This is a genomic window from Bilifractor porci, assembly GCF_009696005.1.
Classification (GTDB): domain Bacteria; phylum Bacillota; class Clostridia; order Lachnospirales; family Lachnospiraceae; genus Bilifractor; species Bilifractor porci.
Genome location: NZ_VUMV01000006.1, coordinates 45,054 through 70,309 on the forward strand (window position 1 = coordinate 45,054; position 25,256 = coordinate 70,309).

Annotated in this window: 24 protein-coding genes; 21 read left to right on the forward strand and 3 right to left on the reverse strand. The window is 49.9% G+C overall.

Annotated elements, in window-relative coordinates:
* The 13 genes from xylB (at window position 1) to FYJ60_RS08965 (ending at window position 15,390) form a co-directional block, all read left to right on the forward strand.
* Window positions 1–1,509, forward strand: a complete 1,509-nt coding sequence (gene xylB, locus FYJ60_RS08905; RefSeq protein WP_154458334.1) for a xylulokinase — start codon at window positions 1–3, stop codon at window positions 1,507–1,509.
* 102 nt (window positions 1,510–1,611) lie between these two features.
* On the forward strand, window positions 1,612–2,661 hold the full coding sequence (locus tag FYJ60_RS08910; RefSeq protein ID WP_154458451.1) for a galactitol-1-phosphate 5-dehydrogenase: 1,050 nt from the start codon (window positions 1,612–1,614) through the stop codon (window positions 2,659–2,661).
* 1 nt (window position 2,662) lies between these two features.
* Window positions 2,663–3,601: a 1-phosphofructokinase gene (gene pfkB / locus FYJ60_RS08915; RefSeq protein ID WP_154458335.1), complete on the forward strand. Its 939-nt coding sequence runs from the start codon at window positions 2,663–2,665 to the stop codon at window positions 3,599–3,601.
* Window positions 3,602–3,654: 53 nt separating this feature from the next.
* Complete coding sequence (locus FYJ60_RS08920; RefSeq protein WP_154458336.1) at window positions 3,655–4,674, forward strand: aldo/keto reductase; 1,020 nt, start codon at window positions 3,655–3,657, stop codon at window positions 4,672–4,674.
* A 341-nt stretch (window positions 4,675–5,015) separates the two neighbouring features.
* Window positions 5,016–5,987, forward strand: coding sequence for an ABC transporter permease (locus FYJ60_RS08925; protein WP_205839041.1), 972 nt, complete (start codon window positions 5,016–5,018; stop codon window positions 5,985–5,987).
* Window positions 5,988–6,002: 15 nt separating this feature from the next.
* Window positions 6,003–7,514, forward strand: coding sequence for a sugar ABC transporter ATP-binding protein (locus FYJ60_RS08930; RefSeq protein WP_154458337.1), 1,512 nt, complete (start codon window positions 6,003–6,005; stop codon window positions 7,512–7,514).
* Between the two features lie 12 nt (window positions 7,515–7,526).
* Window positions 7,527–8,510: an ABC transporter permease gene (locus FYJ60_RS08935; RefSeq protein WP_154458338.1), complete on the forward strand. Its 984-nt coding sequence runs from the start codon at window positions 7,527–7,529 to the stop codon at window positions 8,508–8,510.
* Between the two features lie 203 nt (window positions 8,511–8,713).
* On the forward strand, window positions 8,714–9,991 hold the full coding sequence (locus FYJ60_RS08940; protein ID WP_154458339.1) for a substrate-binding domain-containing protein: 1,278 nt from the start codon (window positions 8,714–8,716) through the stop codon (window positions 9,989–9,991).
* A gap of 284 nt (window positions 9,992–10,275) precedes the next feature.
* Complete coding sequence (locus FYJ60_RS08945; RefSeq protein ID WP_154458340.1) at window positions 10,276–10,881, forward strand: flavin reductase family protein; 606 nt, start codon at window positions 10,276–10,278, stop codon at window positions 10,879–10,881.
* Between the two features lie 70 nt (window positions 10,882–10,951).
* The gene (locus FYJ60_RS08950) at window positions 10,952–11,944 is read left to right on the forward strand and encodes a DMT family transporter (RefSeq protein ID WP_154458341.1); all 993 of its coding nucleotides are present in this window, start codon (window positions 10,952–10,954) and stop codon (window positions 11,942–11,944) included.
* The gene (locus FYJ60_RS08955; protein WP_154458342.1) at window positions 11,937–13,604 is read left to right on the forward strand and encodes a helicase-related protein; all 1,668 of its coding nucleotides are present in this window, start codon (window positions 11,937–11,939) and stop codon (window positions 13,602–13,604) included. Before FYJ60_RS08950 ends, FYJ60_RS08955 begins: the two co-directional genes overlap by 8 nt.
* A gap of 14 nt (window positions 13,605–13,618) precedes the next feature.
* Complete coding sequence (locus FYJ60_RS08960; protein ID WP_154458343.1) at window positions 13,619–14,905, forward strand: LCP family protein; 1,287 nt, start codon at window positions 13,619–13,621, stop codon at window positions 14,903–14,905.
* A gap of 8 nt (window positions 14,906–14,913) precedes the next feature.
* Window positions 14,914–15,390 carry a VanZ family protein gene (locus FYJ60_RS08965; RefSeq protein ID WP_154458344.1) on the forward strand — a complete coding sequence of 159 codons (477 nt, stop codon included), beginning with the start codon at window positions 14,914–14,916 and terminating at the stop codon, window positions 15,388–15,390.
* A gap of 5 nt (window positions 15,391–15,395) precedes the next feature.
* Here FYJ60_RS08965 and FYJ60_RS08970 read toward each other — a convergent pair whose 3' ends face one another.
* Window positions 15,396–16,403, reverse strand: a complete 1,008-nt coding sequence (locus tag FYJ60_RS08970; protein WP_205839042.1) for a DUF4349 domain-containing protein — start codon at window positions 16,401–16,403, stop codon at window positions 15,396–15,398.
* A gap of 194 nt (window positions 16,404–16,597) precedes the next feature.
* Complete coding sequence (locus FYJ60_RS08975; RefSeq protein ID WP_154458346.1) at window positions 16,598–17,692, reverse strand: uroporphyrinogen decarboxylase/cobalamine-independent methonine synthase family protein; 1,095 nt, start codon at window positions 17,690–17,692, stop codon at window positions 16,598–16,600.
* A gap of 239 nt (window positions 17,693–17,931) precedes the next feature.
* Here FYJ60_RS08975 and deoC point away from each other — a divergent pair, with 239 nt between their 5' ends.
* On the forward strand, window positions 17,932–18,606 hold the full coding sequence (deoC, locus tag FYJ60_RS08980) for a deoxyribose-phosphate aldolase (RefSeq protein WP_154458347.1): 675 nt from the start codon (window positions 17,932–17,934) through the stop codon (window positions 18,604–18,606).
* 69 nt (window positions 18,607–18,675) lie between these two features.
* Here deoC and FYJ60_RS08985 read toward each other — a convergent pair whose 3' ends face one another.
* The gene (locus tag FYJ60_RS08985; protein WP_205839043.1) at window positions 18,676–19,302 is read right to left on the reverse strand and encodes an HAD family hydrolase; all 627 of its coding nucleotides are present in this window, start codon (window positions 19,300–19,302) and stop codon (window positions 18,676–18,678) included.
* Window positions 19,303–19,522: 220 nt separating this feature from the next.
* On the opposite strand from FYJ60_RS08985, the gene FYJ60_RS08990 reads away from it, so the two are divergent.
* From FYJ60_RS08990 to ispF, 7 genes are all read left to right on the forward strand, one after another.
* Window positions 19,523–20,395, forward strand: coding sequence for an aldo/keto reductase (locus FYJ60_RS08990; protein WP_154458349.1), 873 nt, complete (start codon window positions 19,523–19,525; stop codon window positions 20,393–20,395).
* 44 nt (window positions 20,396–20,439) lie between these two features.
* Window positions 20,440–21,324, forward strand: a complete 885-nt coding sequence (locus tag FYJ60_RS08995) for a carbon-nitrogen hydrolase family protein (protein ID WP_154458350.1) — start codon at window positions 20,440–20,442, stop codon at window positions 21,322–21,324.
* Between the two features lie 2 nt (window positions 21,325–21,326).
* On the forward strand, window positions 21,327–22,595 hold the full coding sequence (locus FYJ60_RS09000; RefSeq protein WP_330579170.1) for an A/G-specific adenine glycosylase: 1,269 nt from the start codon (window positions 21,327–21,329) through the stop codon (window positions 22,593–22,595).
* A 51-nt stretch (window positions 22,596–22,646) separates the two neighbouring features.
* Window positions 22,647–22,928: a hypothetical protein gene (locus FYJ60_RS09005; RefSeq protein ID WP_154458351.1), complete on the forward strand. Its 282-nt coding sequence runs from the start codon at window positions 22,647–22,649 to the stop codon at window positions 22,926–22,928.
* Window positions 22,912–23,343 (forward strand): type II toxin-antitoxin system VapC family toxin, encoded by a 432-nt coding sequence (locus FYJ60_RS09010; RefSeq protein ID WP_154458352.1) that lies wholly within the window; start codon window positions 22,912–22,914, stop codon window positions 23,341–23,343. The genes FYJ60_RS09005 and FYJ60_RS09010 overlap by 17 nt, the downstream gene beginning before the upstream one ends.
* A gap of 235 nt (window positions 23,344–23,578) precedes the next feature.
* Window positions 23,579–24,601 (forward strand): glycosyltransferase family 2 protein, encoded by a 1,023-nt coding sequence (locus FYJ60_RS09015; protein ID WP_330579171.1) that lies wholly within the window; start codon window positions 23,579–23,581, stop codon window positions 24,599–24,601.
* 32 nt (window positions 24,602–24,633) lie between these two features.
* A complete protein-coding gene (ispF, locus tag FYJ60_RS09020; protein ID WP_154458353.1) occupies window positions 24,634–25,200 on the forward strand; it encodes a 2-C-methyl-D-erythritol 2,4-cyclodiphosphate synthase in 567 nt (188 codons plus the stop codon).
* Window positions 25,201–25,256 lie beyond the last annotated feature (56 nt).

Genomic DNA, 25,256 nt, shown 5'->3' on the forward strand with positions numbered 1-25,256 from the left:
ATGGCAGAATATCTGCTGGGGATCGACATTGGCACAAGCGCCTGCAAGGCGGCTGTTTTTGATCTTGAGGGAAATGTTAAGGCTACAGCATCCGGCGACTATCCGGTCTACTATCCTCATCCGGGATGGGCAGAACAGAATCCGGAAGATTGGTATCAAGGCGTCTGCACTGCGCTGAAGAAAATATGGGAAGCAGGAGTTGTCAGGCCGGAAGAGATTGAAGGAATCGGGATTGACGGGCAGAGTTGGTCCGCGGTTGCACTTGGAAAAGACGGAAGAAGCTTAACCAATACCCCGATCTGGATGGATACCCGCTCACAGGGTATTTGTACTGAATTAAATGAAAGAATCGGGGCGGAACGTATTTTCCAGCTTGCCGGCAACTGGCTTCGGCCAACGTATACAACGTCCAAGGTTCTCTGGTATAGAGAGAATGTGCCGGAGGTGTTTGATAAAACAGCAAAAATTCTTCAGTCGAACGGTTATATCGGATACCGCTTGACTGGAGAAATAACCGAAGATGTGTGTACCGCTTACGGATGGCACTGCTTTAACATGAGAACTGGAAAGTGGGATATGGAAATGGCGCAGGAAATGGAAATACCTGTTGGCTTTCTTCCGGAAATTGTCCGCTGTGACCAGGTTATCGGAAAAGTTACGGCTGCTGCCGCCCAGGAAACAGGGCTCCCGGAAGGAATTCCGGTTATTGCAGGAGGGCTGGATGCAGCCTGTGGGACTCTGGGGACGGGAGCCATTCATAATGGAGAGACGCAGGAACAGGGCGGACAGGCCGGAGGTATGAGCATTTGTCTGGATCAGTATAAAGCCGACCCAAGCCTGATCCTGAGCTTCCACGTAGTCCCGGACGTGTGGCTGCTGCAGGGCGGAACCACCGGAGGAGGTGGTGTGATGCGCTGGTTTGAGAGGGAATTCGCCGGGGAAGAACGGCTTATGCAGAAAGAAACAGGGAAATCTTCGCTGGATCAGCTGAATGAGCTTGCGGAAAAGGTAAGTCCGGGTTGTGACGGTCTTGTATTTCTTCCCTATATGAGCGGGGAGCGGACACCAATCTGGAATCCCTACGCAAAGGGCGTTTTCTACGGATTGGATTTTTCTAAAACAAAAGGACATATGGTGCGTGCCTGCATGGAGGGAGTTGCTTTTGCGCTGAAACATAATCTGGATGTGGCGGAAGCTGCGGGTGCAACGGCAGATGTGCTGCGTGCCATGGGAGGTTCTGCCAACAGTCTGCTGTGGACACAGATAAAGTCGGATGTTACAGGAAAACCGATTGTGGTTCCGTCTTCTGACACAGCTACTACGCTGGGCGCGGTTATGCTTGCGGGGGTAGGAATCGGTGTATATAGAAACTACGATGAAGCGGTAAAGAAAACAGTCCGTGTAACAAGGCGGCACCAACCAAACATGACCGGCAGAGAGCAGTATGAGAAAGCTTATCAGACGTATCTGGAACTTTACCGGAAACTGGAACCGATGATGAAAGAGTAATCGTATTTTTGTTTTGCTTCTGTGAAGGACGCAGGGCAGAACAGCAGCATCAAGTTAACAGGATGATTGATTTTTTACAGGAGGATGAAAATGTCAGTTATGATGAAAGCCGGCGTTCTGCACGCCAAAGAAGATCTGCGTTATGAGGATATCGAGAAACCGGTTCCGAAAGAAGGAGAGGTTCTGGTTAAAGTAAAATACACCGGAATCTGCGGCTCGGATATTCCCCGTGTCAATGGGGATGCCTGCCATTTCTTCCCGAACATTCTCGGCCATGAATTTTCCGGTGTTGTGGAAGAAACCGGGGCGGGAGTTACCCGCGTAAAGCCGGGAGACCGCGTAGCCGGGGTTCCGCTGGTTCCCTGCATGAAATGCGCGGACTGCCAGAAGGGAGATTATTCCCTGTGCAGACATTACAGCTTCATCGGTTCCAGACAATTTGGGAGCTTTGCGCAGTATGTGGTTGTGCCGGAGCTGAATGCCGTGAAATTCTCAGAAGAAGTTTCTTTCGAGCAGGCGGCTCTGTTTGAGCCTGCCACGGTTGCTCTTCACGGCCTGGAAAGAACCGGTTATAAGGGCGGACATACGGTGGCCATTCTGGGAACCGGCCCGATCGGCATGCTGACCATGCAGTGGGCAAAAATCTTCGGGGCGAGCAAGGTGGTCGTCTTTGATATTGTAGATGAGAAGCTGGAACTGGCAAAAGAGCTTGGAGCGGATGCCGGAATCAATACCCTGCAGAAGGATTTCATGGAAAAGGCGATGGCCCTGACCGGGAATGTCGGGTATGATTATGTTTATGAGACAGCCGGCAACACCATTACCATGAAGATGGCTTTTCAGCTGGCTGCCAATAAGGCTGGGGTGTGCTTTATCGGGACGCCGAAAAAAGAACTTTCCTTCTCCGTAAGCGAATGGGAAAATCTCAACCGCAAGGAGTTTACACTGACAGGCTCTTGGATGTCTTATTCGGCACCGTTCCCGGGACATGAATGGGACGATGTCGCCCACTATTTTGCTACCGGCCAGCTGAAATATGATCCGCGCATGATCTGGAAAATTGTTCCGCTCTCCAGGCTTGCGGAAGCATTTGCCTGGTATAAGGAACCCGGAAAGGTCAAGGGAAAAATCCTGGTAGATTCGGAGGCATAAGATGATACTGACAGTAACGGCAAATGCCGCCATTGACAAGAGGTATGTTGTCACGAGCTTTGACGTGGGCAGTGTGAACCGGGTGAAGAGCGCGGAGTTCTCTGCGGGAGGAAAGGGACTAAATGTTTCCCGAACCGCCCGCATAGCCGGCGAGGATGTAATTGCCACAGGCTTTCTGGGAGGACACGCCGGGGAGTTTGTTCAGGAAAAGCTGAAAGCAGAGGGAATCCGGGAGGATTTTGTCTGGTGCAGCGGAGAAACAAGAAGCTGCATCAACATCTGGGATGAGAGCCATCACACCCAGACCGAATTCCTGGAGCCCGGGGCAAGGGCAACCCAGCAGAATCAGGACAGCCTGGTGAAGAAATTTACAGAGCTGGCCGCGGACTGCAGTGTCGCCGCCATTTCCGGCAGCATGCCGGAGGGATGCACCTCGGATCTCTATAAGAGAATGCTTGCCGCAGGCAAAAAGGCAGGGAAGAAGGTCATTCTGGATACAAGCGGAAAAACGCTGGAAGAATGCCTGGATGACCATCCGTTTATGATCAAGCCCAATATTGATGAGATTCAGATGCTGGTCGGCCGGAAACTGAATCCGGATGATACGAAGGAACTTCTGGACGCGGCAAAAGAACTCCATGCCAGAGGAATCCCGTCAGTGGTGATCTCTCTCGGAAGTTCGGGTTCTTTAATGTCCTGCGGGGAGGGAGCCTTTCAGGCGCTGGTTCCCAGAATCGACGCGGTCAATACGGTCGGATGCGGGGATGCCATGATCGGCGGATTCTGCACCGGAATCGCAAGAGGTCTTTCCATGCCGGAATCGCTGAAGCTGGCAAGCGCTGTCTCGGCAGCCGCGGCCATGACAAACCGGACAGGATTTTTCCGTATGGAAGATATGAAAAAACTGGAACCTCTGATTGAAATACGAAAGCTCCGCTGACCGCGGCGTGGAAGATAGATGTAGTAATATCAAAGAGTTGAAGGAGGAAAGCGATGGAAAAAATCGATCCGGCAAAAGTTCCCCAGCGCACGCTCTACACAGGCGCGAAAATGCCGGCGGTAGGCATGGGAACGTTCGGCAGCGACCATGCGACGGCGGAACAGGTGCAGGAGGCCGTCAGAGGGGCCATTAAGGTTGGTTACCGCCATTTTGACTGCGCCGCCTGTTATGGAAATGAGGCGCAGATCGGTCAGGTTTTCACGGAAGCGTTTGCGGCCGGCGAAGTGAAAAGAGAGGATCTGTTTATTGTCTCCAAGGTATGGAACGATATGCATGGGAAAGGGGATGTCCTTCTGGCCTGTGCGCGTACTCTGAAGGATCTGCAGCTGGATTATCTGGACATGTATTATGTTCACTGGCCGTTTCCGAATTATCATCCGCCGAAATGTGAAGGTACTGAGAGAAATCCGGATTCCAAGCCGTTCTCTGTCGGCCGTTTTATGGCGACATGGAGGCAGATGGAACGTCTGGTGGATATGGGGCTTACCAGGCATATCGGCATGTCCAACATGACGCTGCCGAAATTGAAGGCAGTCCTTCCGCTCTGCCGAATTAAGCCGGCGGCCATCGAGATGGAACTGCACCCGTGCTTCCAGCAGCAGGAACTGTTTGACTACGTCCGCAGCCAGGGAATTCAAGCCGTAGGCTTCTGCCCGCTTGGCTCCCCGGACCGTCCGGAAAGAGACCGCACCGCAGAGGATATTGCGGACCTGGAGCAGCCGATCATCCGGAAAATCGCGCAGGCACACGGCGTACATCCGGTTCTGGTTGCCATCAAGTGGGCGGTGCAGAGAGGGCAGACACCGATTCCTTTCTCAATCAAAGAAAAAAATTACACCTCCAATCTCAAGTGCGTGACAGAGGATCCGCTGACAGAAGAAGAGATGGAAGAGATGAAAAAAATGGAGTGCAATAATCGTCTGGTCAAGGGCCAGGTATTCCTGTGGCCGGGCGCGGAGGACTGGCAGGAGCTCTGGGATCCGGACGGGACAGACGCCCTGTGGGACAAATAAGGTGTCTGTAAACCGGGTATAAGTCCTGTTTTGTCTGTATGCGGCAGAAGTCATTCCGACAGGTACAGATCAAAAGAGAGAAACGATATAATTTATTAGAGAGACAGTCAAAAGGCAGAATGTCGGGCAGAAAAAGCTCGTCATTCTGCCTTAATCTGTATGAGGTGAATTGTGCAAGATGTGGGCTTGCACAGAAAATTGACAGGCTTTTTGTTTGTTTAGTCATAAAAAATGCATTGACGTACCCAGTGCGTTATGCGATAATAACCAAAGAAAAGGAAACGAAACGTTTCACGTTTTGTACAAGGTAACAAGTCAAACATTGTATTGGAGGGAGAAAATTGGAAAAATTCAAGCAAAATCCAATCGTCAGAAAAATCGGATTTAACAGAGTTGTTCTGATTGGCGTTCTGATTGCGATGTACATCGTCTTCTGTGTTGCCATTCACGGATTCGTCGGCCTTGCGCGTATCCTGGACACTCTGAATTATGTGTACTTCCTTGGATTTCTGTCGCTTGGAGTAACATTCGTCATCGCAACCGGCGGTATCGATTTCTCAATCGGACCGGTCATGTTCTGCTGCGCCCTGATCTCAGGCTACTGCCTGAACATGTACGGCGTTCCGATCGGGGCATCTATCCTGATCAGTATTCTGGTAGGCCTTGCATTCGGCCTCTTTAACGGATATCTGGTCGCCTACTGGTCGGTTCCGGCCTTTATTGTTTCCATGGCTTCCATGAATATCGGAAAGGGAATTGGCGCTGTTTTCACCAAGACACAGTCCGTCAGCTGGCCCATGCAGGGAACACCGGGCGGTTCGTTCCGTAACATCGTCGCGGTAAACGGATTTCCTACCGGAATTATTATTTTCCTGGCTGCGGCATTTGTCTGCGGCATTGTCCTCTATAACACAAAAGCAGGAAGATATATTCTCTGCCTCGGCTCCAATCGTGAGGCGGTAAGGCTTTCCGGTGTAAACACCAAGAAGTGGGAGATGCTTGCCTATGTTATCTGCGGCCTTCTGGTAGGAGTTGCTGCTGTCTTCTTTGTAGCGGCATACACCACGGTACAGCCGGGATACGGCGACCAGTACAACAATGAGGCAATCGCCGGATGCGTCATGGGCGGCACGTCCATGGTCGGCGGCCTTGCTTCCATTCTCGGTACAGTGATCGGTGTTGTTACGATTTCTCTTCTGCAGGAAGGTATCCTGGCCTTCGGACTTGGCAAGGATATTCAGCTGATCGTAACCGGTATCATCGTTATTGTTGCCGTATACGCAGATGTTTCCGCACGGCGCAAGAAGAACTGATGAAAGGAGAAGAGAATGGGTGACGTAATTCTTACAATGAAGGGTATCGACAAATCTTTTCCGGGTGTTCATGCGCTGGATCATGTAGACCTTGAGGTAAGGCGCGGCGAAGTACACGCCCTGATGGGAGAGAACGGTGCCGGAAAATCTACGCTGATGAAGGTTCTGACCGGAATTTACAAAAAGGATTCCGGAACAATCACCTACGAAGGCAAAGAGGTAGAGTTTCAGAATACGCGTGAGGCACAGGATGCCGGCGTGGTTATTGTTCATCAGGAGCTGAACATGGTCGGAGATCTGACCGTGGCCCAGAACATCTTTATCGGACGCGAGCCGAAAAAGGGGATCCGGATTGACGACAAAAAAATGATTGAGGATTCCAAGAAGCTGTTCGATGAACTGCATATCGACATCAACCCGCGGGAAAAAATGAGCGAGCTGACCGTCGGCAAGCAGCAGATGTGCGAGATCGCCAAGGCGATTTCCCATAACGCGAAGCTGATCATCTTTGATGAGCCCTCCGCCGCTCTGACCGAAAAGGAAATCGCGGATCTGTTCAACATCATCCGTGACCTGCGGAAGAAAAACCTTGGCATTGTCTACATCTCTCACCGTATGGACGAGATCAAGGTCATCACCGACCGTGTTACCGTCATGAGAGACGGCTGCTATGTAGGAACGCTGATTACAAAAGATTGCACCAAGGAAGATATCATCAACATGATGGTAGGCCGTGTCATTTATGAGGAGCCGAAAACTCACAGCATGGTTCCGAAGGATGCGCCTGTCGTCCTGAAGGTGGAGAACCTGAATGCCGGAAGAATGGTGCAGGATGTCAGCTTTGAACTCCGGAAGGGCGAGATTCTGGGCTTCTCCGGACTGATGGGCGCGGGACGTACCGAAACCGCGCGGGCTATTTTCGGCGCGGACCCGAAGCAGAGCGGAAAAATTTCCGTTATGGGAAAGGACGGCCAGCTTCACGAGGTGACCATCAATTCTCCGCAGGACGCGGTAAAAGCCGGAATCGGATATCTGTCCGAGGACCGGAAGCGTTACGGAATTGTTGTGGAGAAATCCATTACAGAAAATTCCACGCTGGCAAGCATGGAGAATTTCTGCAATGGCCCGTTCATCAATAAGGCGAAAGAAAAGAAGGCGGCAGAAAAGTATATCAAAGAGCTGGCGACCAAGACGCCAAGCGCGGATCAGCTTGTCGTCAATCTTTCCGGAGGAAATCAGCAGAAGGTCGTTATCGCGAAATGGCTGGTGAGGGACAGTGATATCCTTATTTTCGACGAGCCTACCCGCGGTATCGACGTAGGGGCGAAGAACGAAATCTATAAACTGATGAACAAACTGGTATCAGAAGGTAAATCGATCATCATGATTTCTTCTGAAATGACTGAGATTCTCAGAATGAGTGACCGTATTGTGATTATGTGCGAGGGACGCAAGACCGGAGAGCTTATGATCGAAGAGGCGACCCAGGAACGTATCATGGACAAGGCTACTCGGAATATTGATTAAGGGGAGGCAGACATGACAAAGAAGAAATCCAAACTTTTGGGTGATCAGCGGTTCATTGTACTTCTTGTTATTATCGCTCTGATCACAGTTTATGTAATATTCAGTAAGGAATTCCGGAAATATTCCTCCATCCTCAGTATGCTGGATTTTTCCTACTATGACATTCTGATGGCCATCGGCGTTACATTCCCGCTGATTACGGCAGGCGTTGATCTTTCCATCGGAACCGGAATGGTCTGCTACGCGCTGATCGGCGGAACGCTTGTCAGAAATTATAACTGCCCTGTCGCGGTAGCCATGCTGGTCTGCATCCTGCTCGGCTGCGCCATCGGTCTTCTGAACGGCGTCCTGATCGGAATTATGGGACTTCCGCCATTCCTGGCAACCCTTTGTACCTGCATGATAACACGAGGCATCGGGTCCAGATGCTCCGCGACTCCCTGGCCGACATTAAAGCAGCCGGGCGGGTGGTTCCACAGTATCTTCAAGCTGACATTCGGATCCGGCAGAGGGGCGTTTAAGTTCCCGATCGGCATTATCCTGATGGTTATCCTTGTCCTTGTGATGGAATTTGTACTGAATCATACCAAATTCGGACGCTACACCATTGCCATCGGATCCAATAAGGAAGCGACGATTCTTTCCGGTATCAATGTAAAGTTCTATCATGTCATGGACTATGTGATCTGCGGTCTCTTCGCGGGACTTGCGGCGATTGCCTATGCGGCTGTTACCCCTACGGTTCAGCCGGGAACCGGGGCAGGCCTGGAGCTGGATGCCATCGGCGGTGTATTTGTCGGCGGCGTAGCGGCGACAGGCGGTTACGGATCCATTATCGGAACCTTTGCCGGTGTGTTTGTCATTGTTCTTCTGAAGACGGGTCTTCCTTACATCGGCCTGCAGGCAAACTGGCAGCAGATCATCACCGGATTTGTCCTGATCGGCGCTGTTCTGATTGATATTATCAAGAGAAAAAGAGCGGTGGCGAAACAGTAAATAAATCTGTGTGCCCCGCCTGCGGGGCACAGGGTTTACAAATTGTTTAGAAAAAGTTTGTACATAATTTGTTCAAATACTGTTTACAATTTGTTTTCATAATGTTAAAATCAACCACACAACCGAATATGCAGTCCGTTTAAGAGGAGGACTTCATATAAACAACTACTCAATACTTTTTACCAAAGGAGGAAAGGAACCTTATGAGAAAGAAAGTTATTGCTACACTTCTCAGCACCGCAATGGTAGCCAGCATGCTTGCAGCCTGCGGCGGCTCCAGTTCTGCCAGCAGCACATCTGCAGCAAGCTCTGCATCCGGCGCAGCTTCATCCAGCTCCGCGGCAGAGGCGGCAAGCAGCACATCCAGCGCTTCTTCTGAGTCCGTAGGGACAACAGCCACAAGCGCACCGGCTGAGGAGGTTGCTTCCAGCAGCGCTGCCGCGTCTGGAGATGACGGCACCGCACAGTTTGACGGACTGAAAGCGAACGAGGCTTATGAGTTCCCGATGCTGGTTAAATCTTTCCAGTCCACCTACTGGGATGCAGCACAGGAAGGTATGAAAAAAGCAGCTGAGGAGCTGGGTGTTACCTACACCGCACAGGGACCGAATTCCGAGTCTGATATCGCAGACCAGCTGAACATGCTGAACAGCGCCATCAACAGCAGCCCGAAGGGAATCGGCCTTGCCGCATGCGATACCTCTTCCGTGCTTGACGCCCTGAAGACAGCAGCCAGCAAGAACATCCCGATCGTAGCATTTGATACCGGTATTGCCGACGCACCGGAAGGCTCGGTTGTCTGCACGGTTGCCACCGACAATACACAGGCCGGAGAGGTTGCCGCGGAGCATATGTATGACTCCATCAAGGACGAGATCGCCAATGCAGACGGACAGGTCCGCATCGGTGAGGTAAACCAGGATGCAACTGCCCTGAACATTCAGCAGCGTGGTCTTGGATTCATCAACAAGATGATCGAACTTATTCAGAAAGACGGCAAGACTGTCAGCGTGGAAGGAAACGAATTCTATGTAAATGCGGCAGAAGGCGCAGATACGGGTGATACCGATGTCGTCATCGAAGTTGCCGTTCCGGCACAGACCACTGTTGAGCTCTGCTCCACAGAGGCACAGACCATTCTTTCCAAGGATGACACCATCGCAATCTTCGGTTCCAACCAGACTGCAGCAGAAGGCGTTGTTTCCGCTAACTCCAACCTGAGTGTTCTGGGAACAGACGTATCCAACGGCGATGTCATCGGTATCGGGTTTGATGCAGGCTCTACCATTAAGGGCGCTATCGAGGATGGTACTCTGCTTGGTGCAGTTACACAGTCTCCGCTGATGATGGGCTATTATGCTATCTACGCTCTGACCATGGCAGCAAACGGTGACGACCCGGCGGATGTTCCGACCGAAGGTTACTGGTATGATGCCTCCAACATGAACGATTCCGAGATCGCTCCGAACCTGTACGACTAAAACAGGCCTGGAAGAAATTTCCACTTCATGTTGAGATCAGAATGATAAAAAACAGGGAGAGCAGCCTTCGGGCTGCTCTCTTTCTGCATTCCGTCATTTGGTCCGCTTCAGGCGTCTGTTCCAAAACCCCGGTCTTATTGACGGAAACCGTTCGCAACCGTATAATGAACGGTATTAAGCCTGCCTGTAAAACTGTAAAAAAGGAATTTAGTATCTTATATTGTTCCATCAGCGGGCATGGCGGTTTCTTGTATATGTTAAATCCGGACAGAAAGGTTTGAAATATGAAAACCACATTTGAGAAACCCGGTAACTTCCTTTATCCGGTTCCTGCCGTCATGGTTTCCTGTCGGGACGATCAGGGAAAACCGAATATCATTACGGTAGCATGGGCAGGAACCGTCTGCTCGGATCCGCCAATGCTTTCCATTTCTGTCCGGAAGTCCAGATACTCCCATGAACTGATTCGGAAAACAGGGGTGTTTGTGGTGAATCTGACGACGGAAAAGCTGGTTAAGGCAGCGGATTTCTGCGGCGTACGCTCCGGAAGAGAGGTGGATAAATTCCGGGAATGCGGCCTGACACCCGGAAAGGGAAAAGTGCTGGACTGCCCGACCATCGAAGAGTCTCCGGTCAGCCTGGAGTGCAGGGTAAAACAGGTTCTGGAGCTGGGCAGCCATGATCTGTTTCTGGCAGAGGTGGTCTGTGTGCAGGCAGAGGATCGTTTTCTGGATGAGAAGGGCCGCTTTCATATGGAAGAGGCCGGTTTGACCGCTTATTCCCACGGAACCTATTACAGTCTTGGGCACGCGCTTGGAACCTTCGGGTTTTCCGTTAAAAAAACCGTGAAAAAACAAAAGGGAAGGAAGCACCGAAAGGGAAAAAGCTGAAATTTCTGCGGCAGGCGGTGCAGGTGGAAAAAGGTATTTTGGGCATACTGAGAAAGGCGGATAACGGCAGATGCAGAAAGAAAACGCAGAACAATATAAGATCTGGAGCAGGCCGGGCATTGTCTGTCTGACCGCGGTATTCTGCAATTTTCTCTGGGGAAGCGCGTTCCCCTGCATAAAAGCAGGCTATCAGCTGTTTCAGATCTCCGGAACGGATGCCGCCGGCCGCATCCTGTTTGCAGGGGTAAGATTTGCGCTGGCCGGTGTGCTGGTTATCCTGGCGGGAAGCCTGATAAAGAGGCGGTTTCTCCATCCGGTCCGATCCTCCGTCCGTCCGGTCCTCGTTCTCATGTTTTTTCAGACAATTCTGCAGTATGTCCTGTTTTACAGCGGGCTTGCCAGGGCTTCCGGGGTCAGTTCCGCCATTATTGAATCCTCCAATATTTTTCTCACAATCTTTACCGCTGTTTTTCTCTTTCATTACGAGAAAATGACAGGCAGGAAGCTCATCGGAAGCATCATCGGTTTTCTGGGAGTCCTTCTGGTTCAGCTTCCGGGAGCCGGGGGCAGCTTTGGCTTCACGCTGACAGGAGAGGGCTTCATCCTGCTATCGGCTTTCAGCGCCGCTCTTTCCTCCGGGTTTATCAAAAAATTCAGCCGGACGGAGGATCCGGTCATGCTGAGCGGCTGGCAGTTCCTTCTGGGAGGGCTGGTCCTCGCCGTGTCCGGCTTTGCGAGAGGCGGAAGGCTGGTGCCTTTGTCCGGCTATGCCTGGCTTCTGCTCTTGTATATGGCGTTTATTTCCGCGGCAGCCTACACCCTTTACAGTATTCTGCTGAAATACAATCCGGTCAGCCGGATTGCCGTCTACAATTTCTCCAACCCGTTGTTCGGTGTGCTTCTCTCCGCGCTGATATTGGGAGAAAAAAATCAGGCCTTCAGCCTGTCCGGTCTTCTGGCACTGTTTCTGGTATCTGTCGGAATTATTATCGTGAACAGATCGGGAGGAAACGGGGCAGGAGGCCGTCAGGAAAAATCAGAGAACAGGAAAGCTTATGAGTGACAAGAAAAAATCATACCCATACTGGCGTACAAAAAAATACAACAGGGGAAAACAGAGAAAAAAACAGGAAAAGCGGCTGAAGCAGGAGAGGCTTCGCCAGCTGTTTAACGAAACCCTCCTCCAGAATCCGGTGGAGATGTACCCGGAGGCAAGAGAACTGCACCGGCATTTCATTCTGCATGTGGGGGAGACGAACACAGGAAAGACTTACGAGGCGCTTCAGGATCTTGCCGGAGCAGAGAGCGGACTTTATCTGGCACCCCTTCGCCTTCTTGCCCTGGAGGTGCAGGAAAGGCTGCTGGCGGAGGGAGTGGAATGCTCCATGACGACAGGAGAAGAGGATGATTACCGGATCGGCGCGCATCATCTTTCCTGTACGGTGGAAAAAATGGACAGCGCCGGACAGTTTGGCGTAGGCCCGAAAGTGGCGGTGATCGACGAGGCGCAGATGCTGCAGGATCCGGACCGGGGATGGGCCTGGCTGAAGGCAATCCTGGGTCTCGCCTGTGAGAGAATTCATGTCTGCATGTCACCGAACGCGGAGCTGGTAGTGGAAAAGCTGATAGATATGTGCGGCGATACCTGGGAGGTTGTGCGGCACACCAGGGATGTCCCGCTCCGGATGGAAAACCGCCAGTTCCAGTTTCCGGGCGGTGTGCAGCAGCACGATGCGCTTGTGGTCTTTTCCAAGAAAAAAGTGCTGTCGGTAGCATCCGAACTGGAAAAACACGGGATAAAAACAAGTGTGATTTACGGCGCGCTGCCCTATTCGGTCCGTAAGGACGAAATGCGCAAATTCTTGGAGGGAGAGAGCAGCGTAGTGGTCTGCACGGATGCCATTGGGATGGGGATGAATCTTCCCATCCGGAGAGTGGTCTTTCTGGAATCGGAAAAATTTGACGGCAGGGACATGCGTCCGCTCTCCATGTCGGAGGTCAAGCAGATTGCCGGGCGTGCCGGGCGGAAGGGACAGTTTGATGAAGGCCTGGTGAATGCTCTTTCCGATAAGAAGCGGATCCGCAGGCTGCTGACCGGGCAGTATCAGCCGATGAAATACGCGGTGATGCAGATGCCGCAGTCCCTCGTCGATCTGGATATGCCCCTCTCCGAGATTATCACCAACTGGATGAAGGTGCAGGACACGGAATTTCTTCGGAAGGCGGACATGCGGACGCAGCTGTCACTTGCAAGAATTCTGGAAAAACCGGAATTTGCCACTTTTATGCTGGACAAGGATACGCAGCTGGCTCTGGTTAACATTCCCTTTGACTCTCGTGATCACCGGCTTCTGCAGATGTGGAAAAATCTGATTCTGGATTATTATTCGGAAAAACCGATGCGTAAATTTGTGCCGGTTCTTCACCGGAAGTCAACGCTGGAGGATTTGGAAGAAATTTACAGAGAGTGCGATCTGGTATTCAGCTTTGTCCGGACCGTGCAGTACACAGAAGAGGATCTGGCCCGCCTGGTCTCCCGAAAGAAGGAGAGAGTGGCCGCCATGATCATGCAGAAGCTTAGCAATAAAAATTTTACAAGAACCTGCCGCCAGTGCGGGAAGCCCCTTTACTGGAATTATCCTTTCAGCATCTGCCAGGACTGTTTTCAGAAGAACCGCAGAAAAAAGTGGGATGATGAAGACTGGGAGGATTATCAGGACTAAAGCGGAGGAGTTTTATGAACAGACGACGCAGAAACAGAGACCTGTATGACGACAGCCGGTATTATGACGATTATGAGAGCGGGTCCGCCGACAGTGATGAGTATTACGACGACTACCCGGACGACTACATAGGAAGCCACAAGAAACCGAAGAAAAGCAGTTCCCGCAGCCGCTATGAGGACAACCGCCCATATGATGACGGTTATTACCGCGGAGGCTCAGGCCGTTATGATGACCGTTATGCGGATGACTATGCCTACGGGCCAGAGGACTATGACAGGGATTATGCGCCCCGCCGGCGTCCGAAGAAGAAAAAAAAGAAAAAACGCCATCCGGTCCGGCGGTTCTTCCGCGGCCTGCTGCTGATCCTCCTCGCCGTTATCATCGCTGTTTCACTTCTGATGTTTTTGGCACTCAGTAAAGTCAACCATGTGGACCCGGTGGCGGACAAAGCAGCGGATGACAACACAGCCGCGGACGGATACGGCACCGTGTCAGACGCCTCGGTGACGAATATCCTCCTGATCGGTCAGGATGCCCGGTCGGGCGAGACACAGACCAGATCCGACAGTATGATCATCTGCAGCATCAATATGAAAACAAAACAGGTAGTTCTGACCTCCCTGATGCGTGATATGTATGTGGCAATCCCCGGTTACGGGTACGACAAACTGAATGCCGCCTATGCCTATGGCGGAATGGAACTTCTGGACACAGCAATTCAGGAAGATTTCGGCATAGATATCAACGGGAATGTGGAGGTGGGCCTGGAGGCATTTCTGGAAAGCATGCTTGCCGTCGGCGATCTGGACATTGATCTGACGCAGGAAGAGGCGGATTATCTGAACGCGCATCCGGATCTCGGAATGTCCACCGATCCGGAGGAAGGCGGTACGGCAGAGACATGGAATCTGACTGCCGGCACAAATACCATGACATCCTCCCAGCTTCTTGCCTACTGTCGCATGCGGTATGTGGGAAATTCAGACTGGGACCGCACCCGGAGGCAACGGACGGTACTAACAGCCGCTATTGCGAAATTCAAAAAAAGCAGTCCGCTGAAACAGTACAGCATTATCAGCTCTGCGGCGCCAAGTATTACCACGGATATCACGGATCCGAACCTGCTGATGGATCTGTTTAAGGGACTGTACTGCAACGGGAATATGGTGAATTACCAGATTCCCGTAGAGGGCACTTACTACGCGGATAATATAGACGGCGCGGACGTGCTGGTGCCGGATATGGATGCGAACAGCGTCTATCTGAAGAATTACATTTACGGAGAGGAAACCTCCTGAGCAGCTTTATGGGAAAATGTAAAAAAATATTTACCCTGCTGGCCATCCTTTGGATGGCCGCCATCTTTTTCTTTTCTTCGCGGAACGCGGACGAATCTACCGCCCAGAGCAACCGCGCGGGGATGCTGGCCGGTCATCTGTTCGTCCGGGATTTTGACAGCTGGACAGAGCAGGAGCAGCTGGATTTTGCAAAGAAAATCGATCATCCGGTCAGAAAAACAGCGCATGCGTCCGAGTATGCGCTGTTGGGAATGCTGCTGTTTGGCTCTATGACCGGCACACGGAGAATAAGAATGGGTTATGCCTGGCTGGCCGCCTCCTGTTATGCCGCGACGGATGAGTTTCACCAGCTGTTTGTGCCCGGACGCAGCTGCCAGTTCACGGATGTCTGCATCGACAGCGGCGGGGCCGCCCTCGGAATCCTTGTGGCGGCAGGAGTTTCGCTCCTGGTTTTCAGAATCCGGGAGTGGAGGTCACAGAACTAATAACTTCAGGAGTCTTTCCGGTCTTCGGGCTGTCCGGTCTTTGGCCCCTCTTTTTTTCTCTTCTTCTTTTTACGGATGACCAGGACAACTATCGCGGCAGCCGCCGCTGTAACCAGAACCGGTATCAGATAGATCAGTACAATCAGCAGATTTTTGAAAAAGTTTGCAAATCCCTTCCAGCTGTTCTGGAATGCCTCGGAAATCCTTTCGATATATTTCTGTTCCTTAACGGAAGTGGAATATTTTTTAACCTCTTCGATGCTCACATTCACCGTGGAATAGGCAATGTCCGTGTCCATGTCGGAAATATCGGTGTTAATCTGGTTCAGCTGGGTTTCCACTTCGGTCAGTCTGGACTCCACGGAAATCATATCCTCAATCGTTTCCGCCTTTTCCATCATTTCCGTCAGCCTGTCCGCCTCGATCTGCAGCGCCTCTTTGCGCTTTTGTGTGTCTGAATACTTTTTGCTGATGTTCTCCGTGCTGAGGGATTTATTCATAACTTTTCCATAATCACACAGAGAATCCAGAAAGCCCTGAAATTCTGCCGAGGGAATCCGCAGAGACAGGTAGGCGGATCGTGTGGAAGAATCGGAGGAGGCATCCTCCTGATACCAGCTGTAGTCATAATCCGATTCCGACTCACTCTCAATAAAACCGCCGAGGGACGCGGCGCCCTGATGTATTTTCTTCAGAGTAACGTCATACTCCAGTGTCTGCAGAGACACATCCGCGCTGTAAATCAGTTTGTCCGCGGAAACAGAGCCGCTCTCCGAGACAGCTGCGCCGGATGGATTTTCGGAGGCAGAAGAGTCAGGCGCGGTCTCCCCGGAGGCTGTTTCATCTGCAGCGGTGTCATCGGCTGCATCTGCATCCATCGCGCCGGAGGTCCGGAAAGAATCATAGCCGGAAGCCGGAGATGTACTTTTTGAGGAACTGCCGCAGCCCGAAATGCACGACAATGCGATTACGCTGCAGAGCAGCAGAACAGAGACTGTAAACCTTTTTGCCATTGAGTCACCTGCCTTTCTGAATATGGGAAAAATTTTACCGATTGCTTTTATTATTTCAGCTCTAATTTTATATAAATTCAGATATAATAGCAATCTGTATTTATTTGACAGATCGTAAAGCAAAAAAGAACAAAAAAAGAGGATGCCGCATCTCCTCATATAGGCGGCATCCTCTTCTGAACATTCACATGGATTTATTTTGTACCGGACTCATACATCTCCCGGCTGGTTTCATATAGTCCCTCTACATACGCATCCGTAAGGTTGGCATTGGAGTACAGGCTGAACTGGGACGGTTTGTCCGGAGAATAATACTCTTTGACAAACCGGACAGCCTGAGCCTTCTGCTCTTCAGGTGTGGCGCCTGCCGGGAGCGGATCATCACAGACAGAGATAACAATTTTGTCGCCCCAGTCCTTGTAGAGCTGTTTGGTGTCATTCATTGCCATAGGCGTCCAGGACTGCCATCCGGCGGCAACGATATTCTCAATCTGCAGCTCGATATGTCCGCAGCTGTGCAGGTCTGCGAATTTCCCCTTTGCCTTGATGTGGTCGGTAATCTGTTTCTGGAACGGAACAAAAATTTCCCTGGCGACGTCTTTGGAGAAGAACGGCGCCTTCTGGGAACCCCAGTCATCGTGATAGGTAAAGGAGTCAATCCCGTCCCCGTAAGTCTCACAGGCGGCATCAATCAGCTGAATATGAAGATCCACCAGCTTCTGAAGAAGCTCTTTCAGGTCGTCGGTGCTGTCCTCGTCAATTAAAGTGACAGCAGCCTGCTCAAACCCGAGGAAGGAAATAATACGTTCAAAGCCGGCGCCGTTTAAGAACCAGAAGGAGTTGCACTGTCCGTTGTGGAGAAATTCATAGTTATCTCTGCCGCTCTGGTCCCAGTCCCAGGAGTTAATATCCGGCCAAACAATCTTATCGTGCCATTCGCTGATGTCATTCAGCAGATGGGGAACTCCCGGCTTTTCCATAGAGCCTCCTACGACGGGCACATATTCCCACTCTACTCCAAACATATCTTTTCCGCCGTATTTGTCCGGAGACATCATATTCTTTTCAAACACGAAGCCCCTGGCAATATTATCCGGAATAATCTGCGGTGTAAACACGCCGATCTCCACACCGTAGGGCATCCACATGCTGCCCTTCTGACGGTACATTCTGGCCGCTTCTTCCTTTGCTGAGATTGGGAAATTGTAGATCGGCGGTCCGGGTTTCGTCATATCAACAAAATTAGGTCCCCTTTTCGTAAATTCCAGTTCTTTCTTATCAAATGCCATGCAGAAACACCTCCTTTTTGTCTGCGAAGTATTTTACTTTCGTTCTTGCGGAGATTTCTTCCGCTGAAATTTCCGCTGCACTTTGTGATATAGTAATTTTATGAAAAATCGAAAGGACAGCATATGTGTGGACAGCATAAAAAAACAGAAAAAAGAAGAGGAAAAAATGTGCTTGGAGAAATCAGGCAGAATGCTCAGAACCCTGTAGCAGTCAGATTTTGTGAAGAGAGGATTTTTAAATGAAGATTACCAGAAGAGATGTCGCGGGAATGATTGATCATACACTGTTAAAACAGGATGCCACAGAGCTGCAGATTAAGAAGCTGTGTCAAGAGGCAGAAGAATATCATTTTGCCTCGGTATGCGTAAATCCCTGTTACGTGGCACAATGCGCAAAGGCCTTAAAAGACAGCCCTGTTCATGTTTGTACTGTTATCGGATTCCCTCTGGGAGAAACTTCTACCGCTTCAAAAGCGTTTGAGTCCCAGGTGGCTATTGCTGACGGAGCAGACGAAGTGGATATGGTTGTTAATGTGGGAAAAATTAAATCAGACAACTGGGATTATGTGGAAAAGGATATCCAGGCAGTTGTTGATGCTGCGGCTCCTACGAAAACGCTGGTAAAGGTTATTATTGAGACATGTCTTCTGATGGATGAAGAAAAAATTAAGGTTTGCCAGATTGCAAAAAAATGCGGGGCAGATTTTGTAAAGACATCCACTGGATTTTCTACCGGAGGCGCTGCACCGGAAGATGTAGCTCTTATGAGAAAGACGGTCGGACCGGACATGGGAGTCAAAGCGTCCGGTGGTATTCATACAGCAGAAGAAGCGATTGCCTGCATCCATGCCGGCGCAAACCGACTGGGCGTCAGCGCGGGAATAGCGGTTGTGAATGGAATTAAGGAAGAATAGGAAAAAAGATAACAGTAGGGCAATAGGAAATGGAAGCCCGGCCTTGTAAAAGCCGGGCTTCTCCGATCGTTACAGAATCTGCAGAAGGTCTTTAGGAGAATGAATTACTGCTGTTGGATGGGAGGCGGTGCCGAATCCATAGGCGGCATAAATAAAATCAGTTTCTGCCTTTTCACATGCCTGCTCATCCATCTCCGTGTCTCCGATATAAACTGGATGCTGCAGATGATATTTCTGAGCAAAAAGAGCAATATTATCAGCTTTCAGCATGCCGGTATCGTCCGGACAGCAATACGCAGTGATGTATTGCCTTGTATTTGTGGCAGACAGGAAGGTATCAATGTATCCTGCCTGACAGTTGCTGATAATAAAAAGAGGATAGCGGGCGGAAAGCTTTGCAAAAACTTCCGGAATACCCGGATACGGCTCAGGCGGTGTCCGGGTAAGCAATTTGTTTTCTCGTTCTGCAATTTCTTGTACGATAGTCCAATTTTCTTCAGGTGGTATATGAGGAAACAGGATCAGGCCTATTTCCCGTATCGGTTTGCCAAAAGTCCGCTTCAGATCATCCGTTGTCAGTTTATGGTTCAGAATTCCTTTTTCAATGACTACTTCGTTAAAGGCGTTCACAACCACCGGAGTAGAATCCCAGAGCGTTCCATCCACATCAAAAATAAGTCCGTCATATGTTTTCATTTTGAAATAACCTGCCATTTCTCCTATCAGTCATAAAACATCATTCTTGTAATTTATCATGAATCAGAAAAGCTGTAAACGCTGGGAGAATGTCCTTCGGGTTGATTTAACCCGGAAAATATTTTATGTGGAATTATGATTGAATAGTATATAATCATAGCAGGGAAAGAGCAGATACAGTTATCTTCGTAAAACGAAACAGACAGCGAGAGGTAGGATTATGCAAGAATATATTTTACAGAGCGGTCTTAGGATTCCGGCAGTTGGGTTTGGTACTTACAATCCCAAGAAGCAGGATATGACAGAATTGATTACCAGAGCGCTGCGGTTGGGATATCAGTTTTTAGATACCGCATCTCTCTATGAAACGGAAAGAAATGTCGGAGAGGCGATCAAAAAAGCAGGGATTGCCCGTAGGGATATCATTATCGAGAGTAAACTCTGGTTTGATGAAATGGGTTATCAGGAGGCAAAAGCAGCTATCGACAGATCTTTGACCAGAATAGGAACAGACTATCTTGACATCATGCTGATTCATTGGCCGCGTGCAACCGGGAAGTTCGATGAGGATTGGAAAACATTGGATCTGGAAACCTGGAGGGCGATGGAAGAGGCAGTGCAGGCGGGAAAGGTCAGGGAAATTGGATGCAGCAACTTCCTTCCTCATCATTTGGAAAATCTTATTCTTCAAGCGGATATCAAACCTGCGGTTGACCAGCTGGAGCTTCATATTGGTTATACGCAGGAAGCGGCCGTGGAGTACTGCAAACAGCATGGTATTCAGGTGATCTCCTGGGGGTCTCTGGGACGAGGCAGGATGGATAAGTATGTAGGTTCTGATTATGTAAAAGAACTGGCAGGAAAATACGGCAAATCCGAAAAACAAATATTTCTGCGGTTCCTGGTACAAAGGAACATTATGGCTATTGCAAAAGCAACTAGCGAAGAGCATATGCGATCCAATATGGATATTTTTGATTTTAATTTAACGGAAGACGAGATGTGGTTCTTGCAATGCATGCCGGAAACTACGTGGATGGGTGAGCATCCGGACTTCGCAATTCCGGCCAAGCGCAGTAATCCGGACCAGTAAGACGAATTCAAATACGGATAAGACTGCTAAAAGAGGTGAATACTTTGGAAAGTACCATTGTTCTGGCACAGCTGTCCCCGCTCCCGGACACGGAGGGAAATGTTAGGAAGGCGGAAGCGGCGGTCAGGGAGGCCTGCAGAGAGAAACATGTGGATATGATGGTGTTTCCGGAAAGCTATATGGTCCGGATTCCCGGACACCCTGATATTAAAAAGAAAAATGATTTCGCCCAGCGGCTGGACGGTCCGTTTGTGCAGACCATGAGGAAACTGGCAGAACACTATGGTATCTGGATGGTTTTCGGAATGCTGGAGAAGCCGGAGGGATCAAAGCTTCTGCAGGAAGAACAGGAGAGAACAAGCCGCGTGTTTAATACGACGGTTCTTCTGGACAGCAGGGGAGAAATAGTTTCGGTTTACCGGAAAACGCATCTTTATGATGCTTTTGGGATCCGGGAGTCGGATCGGTTTTTGGCAGGGGACAGCCTTTTTACGCCGGTAGATACTCCGTTCGGTAAAATTGCTGTTTTTGTATGTTATGAGCTTCGCTTTCCTGAAATTGCCAGGAGAATGGCACTGGAGGGAGCGCAGATTCTCCTTGTTCCTGCGGCATGGTACCAGGGACCCTCTAAAAAAGAACAGTTTCAGATGCTGGCAAGAACCAGAGCCCTTGAAAATACGGTGTTTTTACTCGCGTGCAACCAATGTGGAGGAAGCACAGCGGGAGGGAGTATTGCAGCGGATCCCCTGGGCCATATGATTGCAGAGGCAGGAGAAGGAGAACAGCTGCTGACAGTCTCGGTGGATACGGGGCAGATTGCGGAGGTCAGGAGGGCGCTTCCTTGTCTGGAACAGCGTCATCCGGAGCTCTATGGATCTGTTTTCGGAGACGGGGCGGAAAAAATATCCGGAGAAACCGGGGGAAATTGAATGTGACAGACGCATTACAAGACACATTACAATATGAAGAAAATACGGTGAAAAGCTGCCTCAGCATGATTCCGCTAATCTGTCGTTGGTACAGAGAACATCGGAGAGACCTTCCCTGGCGGCAGGGGAAAAACGCATATCATACCTGGGTTTCGGAAATTATGCTTCAGCAGACCAGGGTGGAGGCAGTCATACCATATTATGAACGATTCCTTTCAGAGCTGCCGACCGTGCAGGCGCTTGCGGCATGTCCGGAGGACAGGCTTCTGAAGCTCTGGGAAGGACTCGGCTATTACAACCGTGTCCGGAATATGCAGAAAGCAGCCAGAATTGTCACAGACGGCGCAGGGACAGAGCTGGAGAAATACTTTTCCGGAGCACCGGAAATTCCAGGCAGGCAGGAGGAAACGGAAATAGTGAAAGCCTTGCTGGCACTTCCCGGAATCGGGAACTATACGGCCGGAGCGATTGCTTCTATTGCCTTTGATCTTCCTGTTCCAGCTGTGGATGGCAATGTGCTCAGAGTACTTTCCAGGGTATGGGGAGACAACAGGGACATTATGAAGCAGTCCGTAAGGCGAAGCTATGAGCAAGCTCTGGAGAAGGCTATGCGAACTGTTTTTTCTGATAAAAATACAGATGTAATCCAGACGGAGGACTCCGAGAATAATAAATCGGCACAAATGGTGGAGTATCTTCTGCCGGGAGATCTGAATCAAGGTTTCATGGATCTGGGTGCGCTCGTTTGTATTCCGAATGGATCGCCTCTGTGCGGGCAGTGCCCCTTGGGAGAAAGAAGGCTCTGCCGGGCTCATATTTCCGGTAGAGAGCAGGAATTCCCTGTTAAAGAGCAGAAAAAAGCAAGAAAAATAGAACATCGGACGATTCTTCTTATCCATGACGGGAAAAAAGTAGTCCTGAGGAGACGGCCGGAAAAAGGACTTCTTGCCTCTATGTATGAGTTCCCGAATTATTACGGAATCCTGAACCGGAAACAGGTTCTGCAGGAAGTAAAAGATATGGGGATGAATCCTGTGCGGGTCAGAAAGCTGGAGCCTTCCAAACATATTTTTTCTCATATCGAATGGCATATGACGGGCTACGAAGTGCTGATGGAGGAGAATGAAGGCAGAACAACCGGATGCTTATACCAGAAGCCTGCAACCAGTCCGTGGATACTGGCAGAAGCAGCGGAAGTCAGAACCAAATATGCAATTCCCTCTGCCTATGAAGCATACGCCTCCCTGCTAGGGCGGATGATTGACGGCTAATATGGCATTGGTTAAAATAGAATTGTCAGAAAAAGAAGGGAGGGTTACTTTATGGCAGGTGCTGTTTTTGAAAAAACACCCGCGGATGCTGCAGAGATGCTTTCTGAAATGTCCGAAGATAATTATAAGGCCTTAATGACAATTATTATACATGTATACAATGATGATGTCGTAGCGCAAAAAAGAAGAAAAGAAATCATCAGCAGAAAAAGAAGAGCCTTTCTGCGAATGGAAGAATTAAGAAAAAACGCTTCTCAATATTACGGGCGGGATTTTGACGCAGATCAGGAGAGAGCAAAGGGTCTAGAGGAGAAATATGGACGCATTGATTGATACGAACGTATTGATTACTTATGTCACAGGACGCGAGGATCCATATAAATTATCATCAGTCAAGATTATGGAGGCATGTTCTGTTGGGGCAATAAACGGTTATATTGCTTTTCATTCGCTTTCAACTCTTTGGTATGTATTACGAAAATATCCGGAAAAAGCGCGGCGGGACTGGCTTATGCAGATAGTAGATCTTCTGAGTGTTGCTGGTGCGGATAATACTAAGATCAGGGAAGCCATAGAGATGGATGACTTCAGAGACTTTGAAGATTGCCTGCAGTATGAATGTGCAAAGACTGCTGGTGTTTCATATATTATTACAGGAAATTCTAAAGACTATGCAGCGGTTGATGATTTATTTATTATTGATCCCGATAAAGCTTTGAAAATTCTGGAAAAGGAAATCAAGAGTTAGAACGAATATTTCTACACAGAGTCAGTGGAGAATAAAATCTCTGTTGACTCTTTTTTATCCTGATGGAAGATAGCGGAGAATTTTCCATATCCGTATCCGATCTTTTCCCTTTTATTGCATTTCCCGAACATTTGTGGCATGATTATTCAGTTAAAGTAGATGCTTCCGGCTTTTCCGGAACAGCCCATGATAAGTCCGTCAGGGTGTCTGGTCATCCTGGTGGCGGGGAGGATTTGTGAAGTTACTGACAATAGCAGTACCCTGCTATAATTCCGAGGCGTATATGGAACACTGCCTGGAGACGCTTCTTCCGGGCGGAGAGGATGTGGAAATCCTGATTATAGACGACGGGTCTGCAAAAGACCGTACACCGGAAATCGCGGATGAATATGCCGCCAGACATCCGGGTATCGTGCGGGTCATTCATCAGGAAAATAAGGGACACGGAGGTGCGGTTAACACCGGGATTGACAATGCCAGAGGCCTGTTCTTCAAGGTTTGTGACAGTGATGACTGGTTTGACGCAGATGCTTATCAGAAGGTGCTGGAGACTCTTCGCAGAATTGTGCACGGATCTGTAATGATTGACGTGCTTTTCAGCAACTACACGTACAATAAGGAAAACCGGAAGGTCAAAAACTGGACCATGCATTACGAGAAATTTTTTCCGCAGGACAGGCCTTTCGGATGGAACGAGGTACGGCATATCGACTTCACTCACTATGTGCTGATGCATTCCATCATTTATCGCACACAGCTTCTTAGGGATGTGGGGCTGCGCCTTCCGGAGCATACCTTCTATGTGGATAATATTTATGCCTATGAACCGTTTTCCATGGTTCACACCATGTATTATCTGAACGTCAATCTGTATCAGTATTATATCGGAAGGCCGGATCAGTCGGTCAACATGGATGTCATGATGGGAAGGCTGGATCAGCAGCTGCGGGTCAACTATCTGATGATTGACTACCTTCCCCAGATCCGGAATATCCGCGGGAAGCAGAAAGACTATATGCTGCATTATCTGACAATCATTACGGCAATTACCAGTGTCCTGATGATTAAAACAGGAGATCCGGAACTGCTCAGAAAGAAAAAGGAGCTCTGGCAGCACTTAAAACAGGTGGATCCGCATTCTTATTACTGGGTTCGCCGCGGTATTCTCGGCCAGGGGATCAATCTTCCGGGCAAGGGCGGCAGGAAGGTTATTATTTTCTGCTATCGGATGGCGCAGAAGCTGTTCGGATTTGAATAGGATTGGGTAAAAGAGGAGCTTGAGACAGAAACATGAGAGTTGGAACAGGTTATGACGTGCATCGCCTTGTGGAGGGAAGAAAACTGATCCTCTGCGGGGTGGCGATTCCGTTTGAAAAGGGCCTTTTAGGACACTCGGACGCGGATGTGGCTCTGCATGCGATTATGGATGCCTTGCTTGGCGCAGCGGCGCTGAAAGATATCGGCTTTCATTTTCCAGACACGGATCCGGCATATGAGGGTGTGTCAAGCGTGGAGCTTCTGCGGAAGGTCGGCGCCATGCTGGAGGAGAAGGCCTATCTGATTGAGAATATAGACTGCACGATCATCGCTCAGAAACCGAAGCTCAGGCCTTATCTGGATCAGATGACGGAAAATGTCGCGAAAGCGCTCCGGCTGGATCCGGATCAGGTCAATGTTAAGGCGACCACGGAGGAACACCTGGGGTTTACGGGGCGTATGGAGGGTATATCCGCGCAGGCGGTCTGCACCATTAAATCGGCGCTGGAGGATCTTCCGGAGGCGCGGATGGAAGAAGGCGGGCGGATATCTTCCGGCGGCTGTTCCGGGTGCGGCGGCTGTCCGATGCGCGGAGAGTAAGTGTACAGGTGGAAGAAATAGATAAAATATGAGCATAACGACAGGCAGGAGGCGGA

Excerpts from the sequence above, each read along its gene's own strand:
- xylB (WP_154458334.1), top strand. The coding sequence starts at position 1 with ATGGCAGAATATCTGCTGGGGATCGACATTGGCACAAGCGCCTGCAAG.
- FYJ60_RS08910 (WP_154458451.1), top strand. The coding sequence starts at position 1,612 with ATGAAAGCCGGCGTTCTGCACGCCAAAGAAGATCTGCGTTATGAGGAT.
- pfkB (WP_154458335.1), top strand. The coding sequence starts at position 2,663 with ATGATACTGACAGTAACGGCAAATGCCGCCATTGACAAGAGGTATGTT.
- FYJ60_RS08920 (WP_154458336.1), top strand. The coding sequence starts at position 3,655 with ATGGAAAAAATCGATCCGGCAAAAGTTCCCCAGCGCACGCTCTACACA.
- FYJ60_RS08930 (WP_154458337.1), top strand. The coding sequence starts at position 6,003 with ATGGGTGACGTAATTCTTACAATGAAGGGTATCGACAAATCTTTTCCG.
- FYJ60_RS08935 (WP_154458338.1), top strand. The coding sequence starts at position 7,527 with ATGACAAAGAAGAAATCCAAACTTTTGGGTGATCAGCGGTTCATTGTA.
- FYJ60_RS08940 (WP_154458339.1), top strand. The coding sequence starts at position 8,714 with ATGAGAAAGAAAGTTATTGCTACACTTCTCAGCACCGCAATGGTAGCC.
- FYJ60_RS08945 (WP_154458340.1), top strand. The coding sequence starts at position 10,276 with ATGAAAACCACATTTGAGAAACCCGGTAACTTCCTTTATCCGGTTCCT.
- FYJ60_RS08950 (WP_154458341.1), top strand. The coding sequence starts at position 10,952 with ATGCAGAAAGAAAACGCAGAACAATATAAGATCTGGAGCAGGCCGGGC.
- FYJ60_RS08955 (WP_154458342.1), top strand. The coding sequence starts at position 11,937 with ATGAGTGACAAGAAAAAATCATACCCATACTGGCGTACAAAAAAATAC.
- FYJ60_RS08960 (WP_154458343.1), top strand. The coding sequence starts at position 13,619 with ATGAACAGACGACGCAGAAACAGAGACCTGTATGACGACAGCCGGTAT.
- FYJ60_RS08965 (WP_154458344.1), top strand. The coding sequence starts at position 14,914 with ATGGGAAAATGTAAAAAAATATTTACCCTGCTGGCCATCCTTTGGATG.
- FYJ60_RS08970 (WP_205839042.1), bottom strand. The coding sequence starts at position 16,403 with ATGGCAAAAAGGTTTACAGTCTCTGTTCTGCTGCTCTGCAGCGTAATC.
- FYJ60_RS08975 (WP_154458346.1), bottom strand. The coding sequence starts at position 17,692 with ATGGCATTTGATAAGAAAGAACTGGAATTTACGAAAAGGGGACCTAAT.
- deoC (WP_154458347.1), top strand. The coding sequence starts at position 17,932 with ATGAAGATTACCAGAAGAGATGTCGCGGGAATGATTGATCATACACTG.
- FYJ60_RS08985 (WP_205839043.1), bottom strand. The coding sequence starts at position 19,302 with ATGAAAACATATGACGGACTTATTTTTGATGTGGATGGAACGCTCTGG.
- FYJ60_RS08990 (WP_154458349.1), top strand. The coding sequence starts at position 19,523 with ATGCAAGAATATATTTTACAGAGCGGTCTTAGGATTCCGGCAGTTGGG.
- FYJ60_RS09005 (WP_154458351.1), top strand. The coding sequence starts at position 22,647 with ATGGCAGGTGCTGTTTTTGAAAAAACACCCGCGGATGCTGCAGAGATG.
- FYJ60_RS09010 (WP_154458352.1), top strand. The coding sequence starts at position 22,912 with ATGGACGCATTGATTGATACGAACGTATTGATTACTTATGTCACAGGA.
- ispF (WP_154458353.1), top strand. The coding sequence starts at position 24,634 with ATGAGAGTTGGAACAGGTTATGACGTGCATCGCCTTGTGGAGGGAAGA.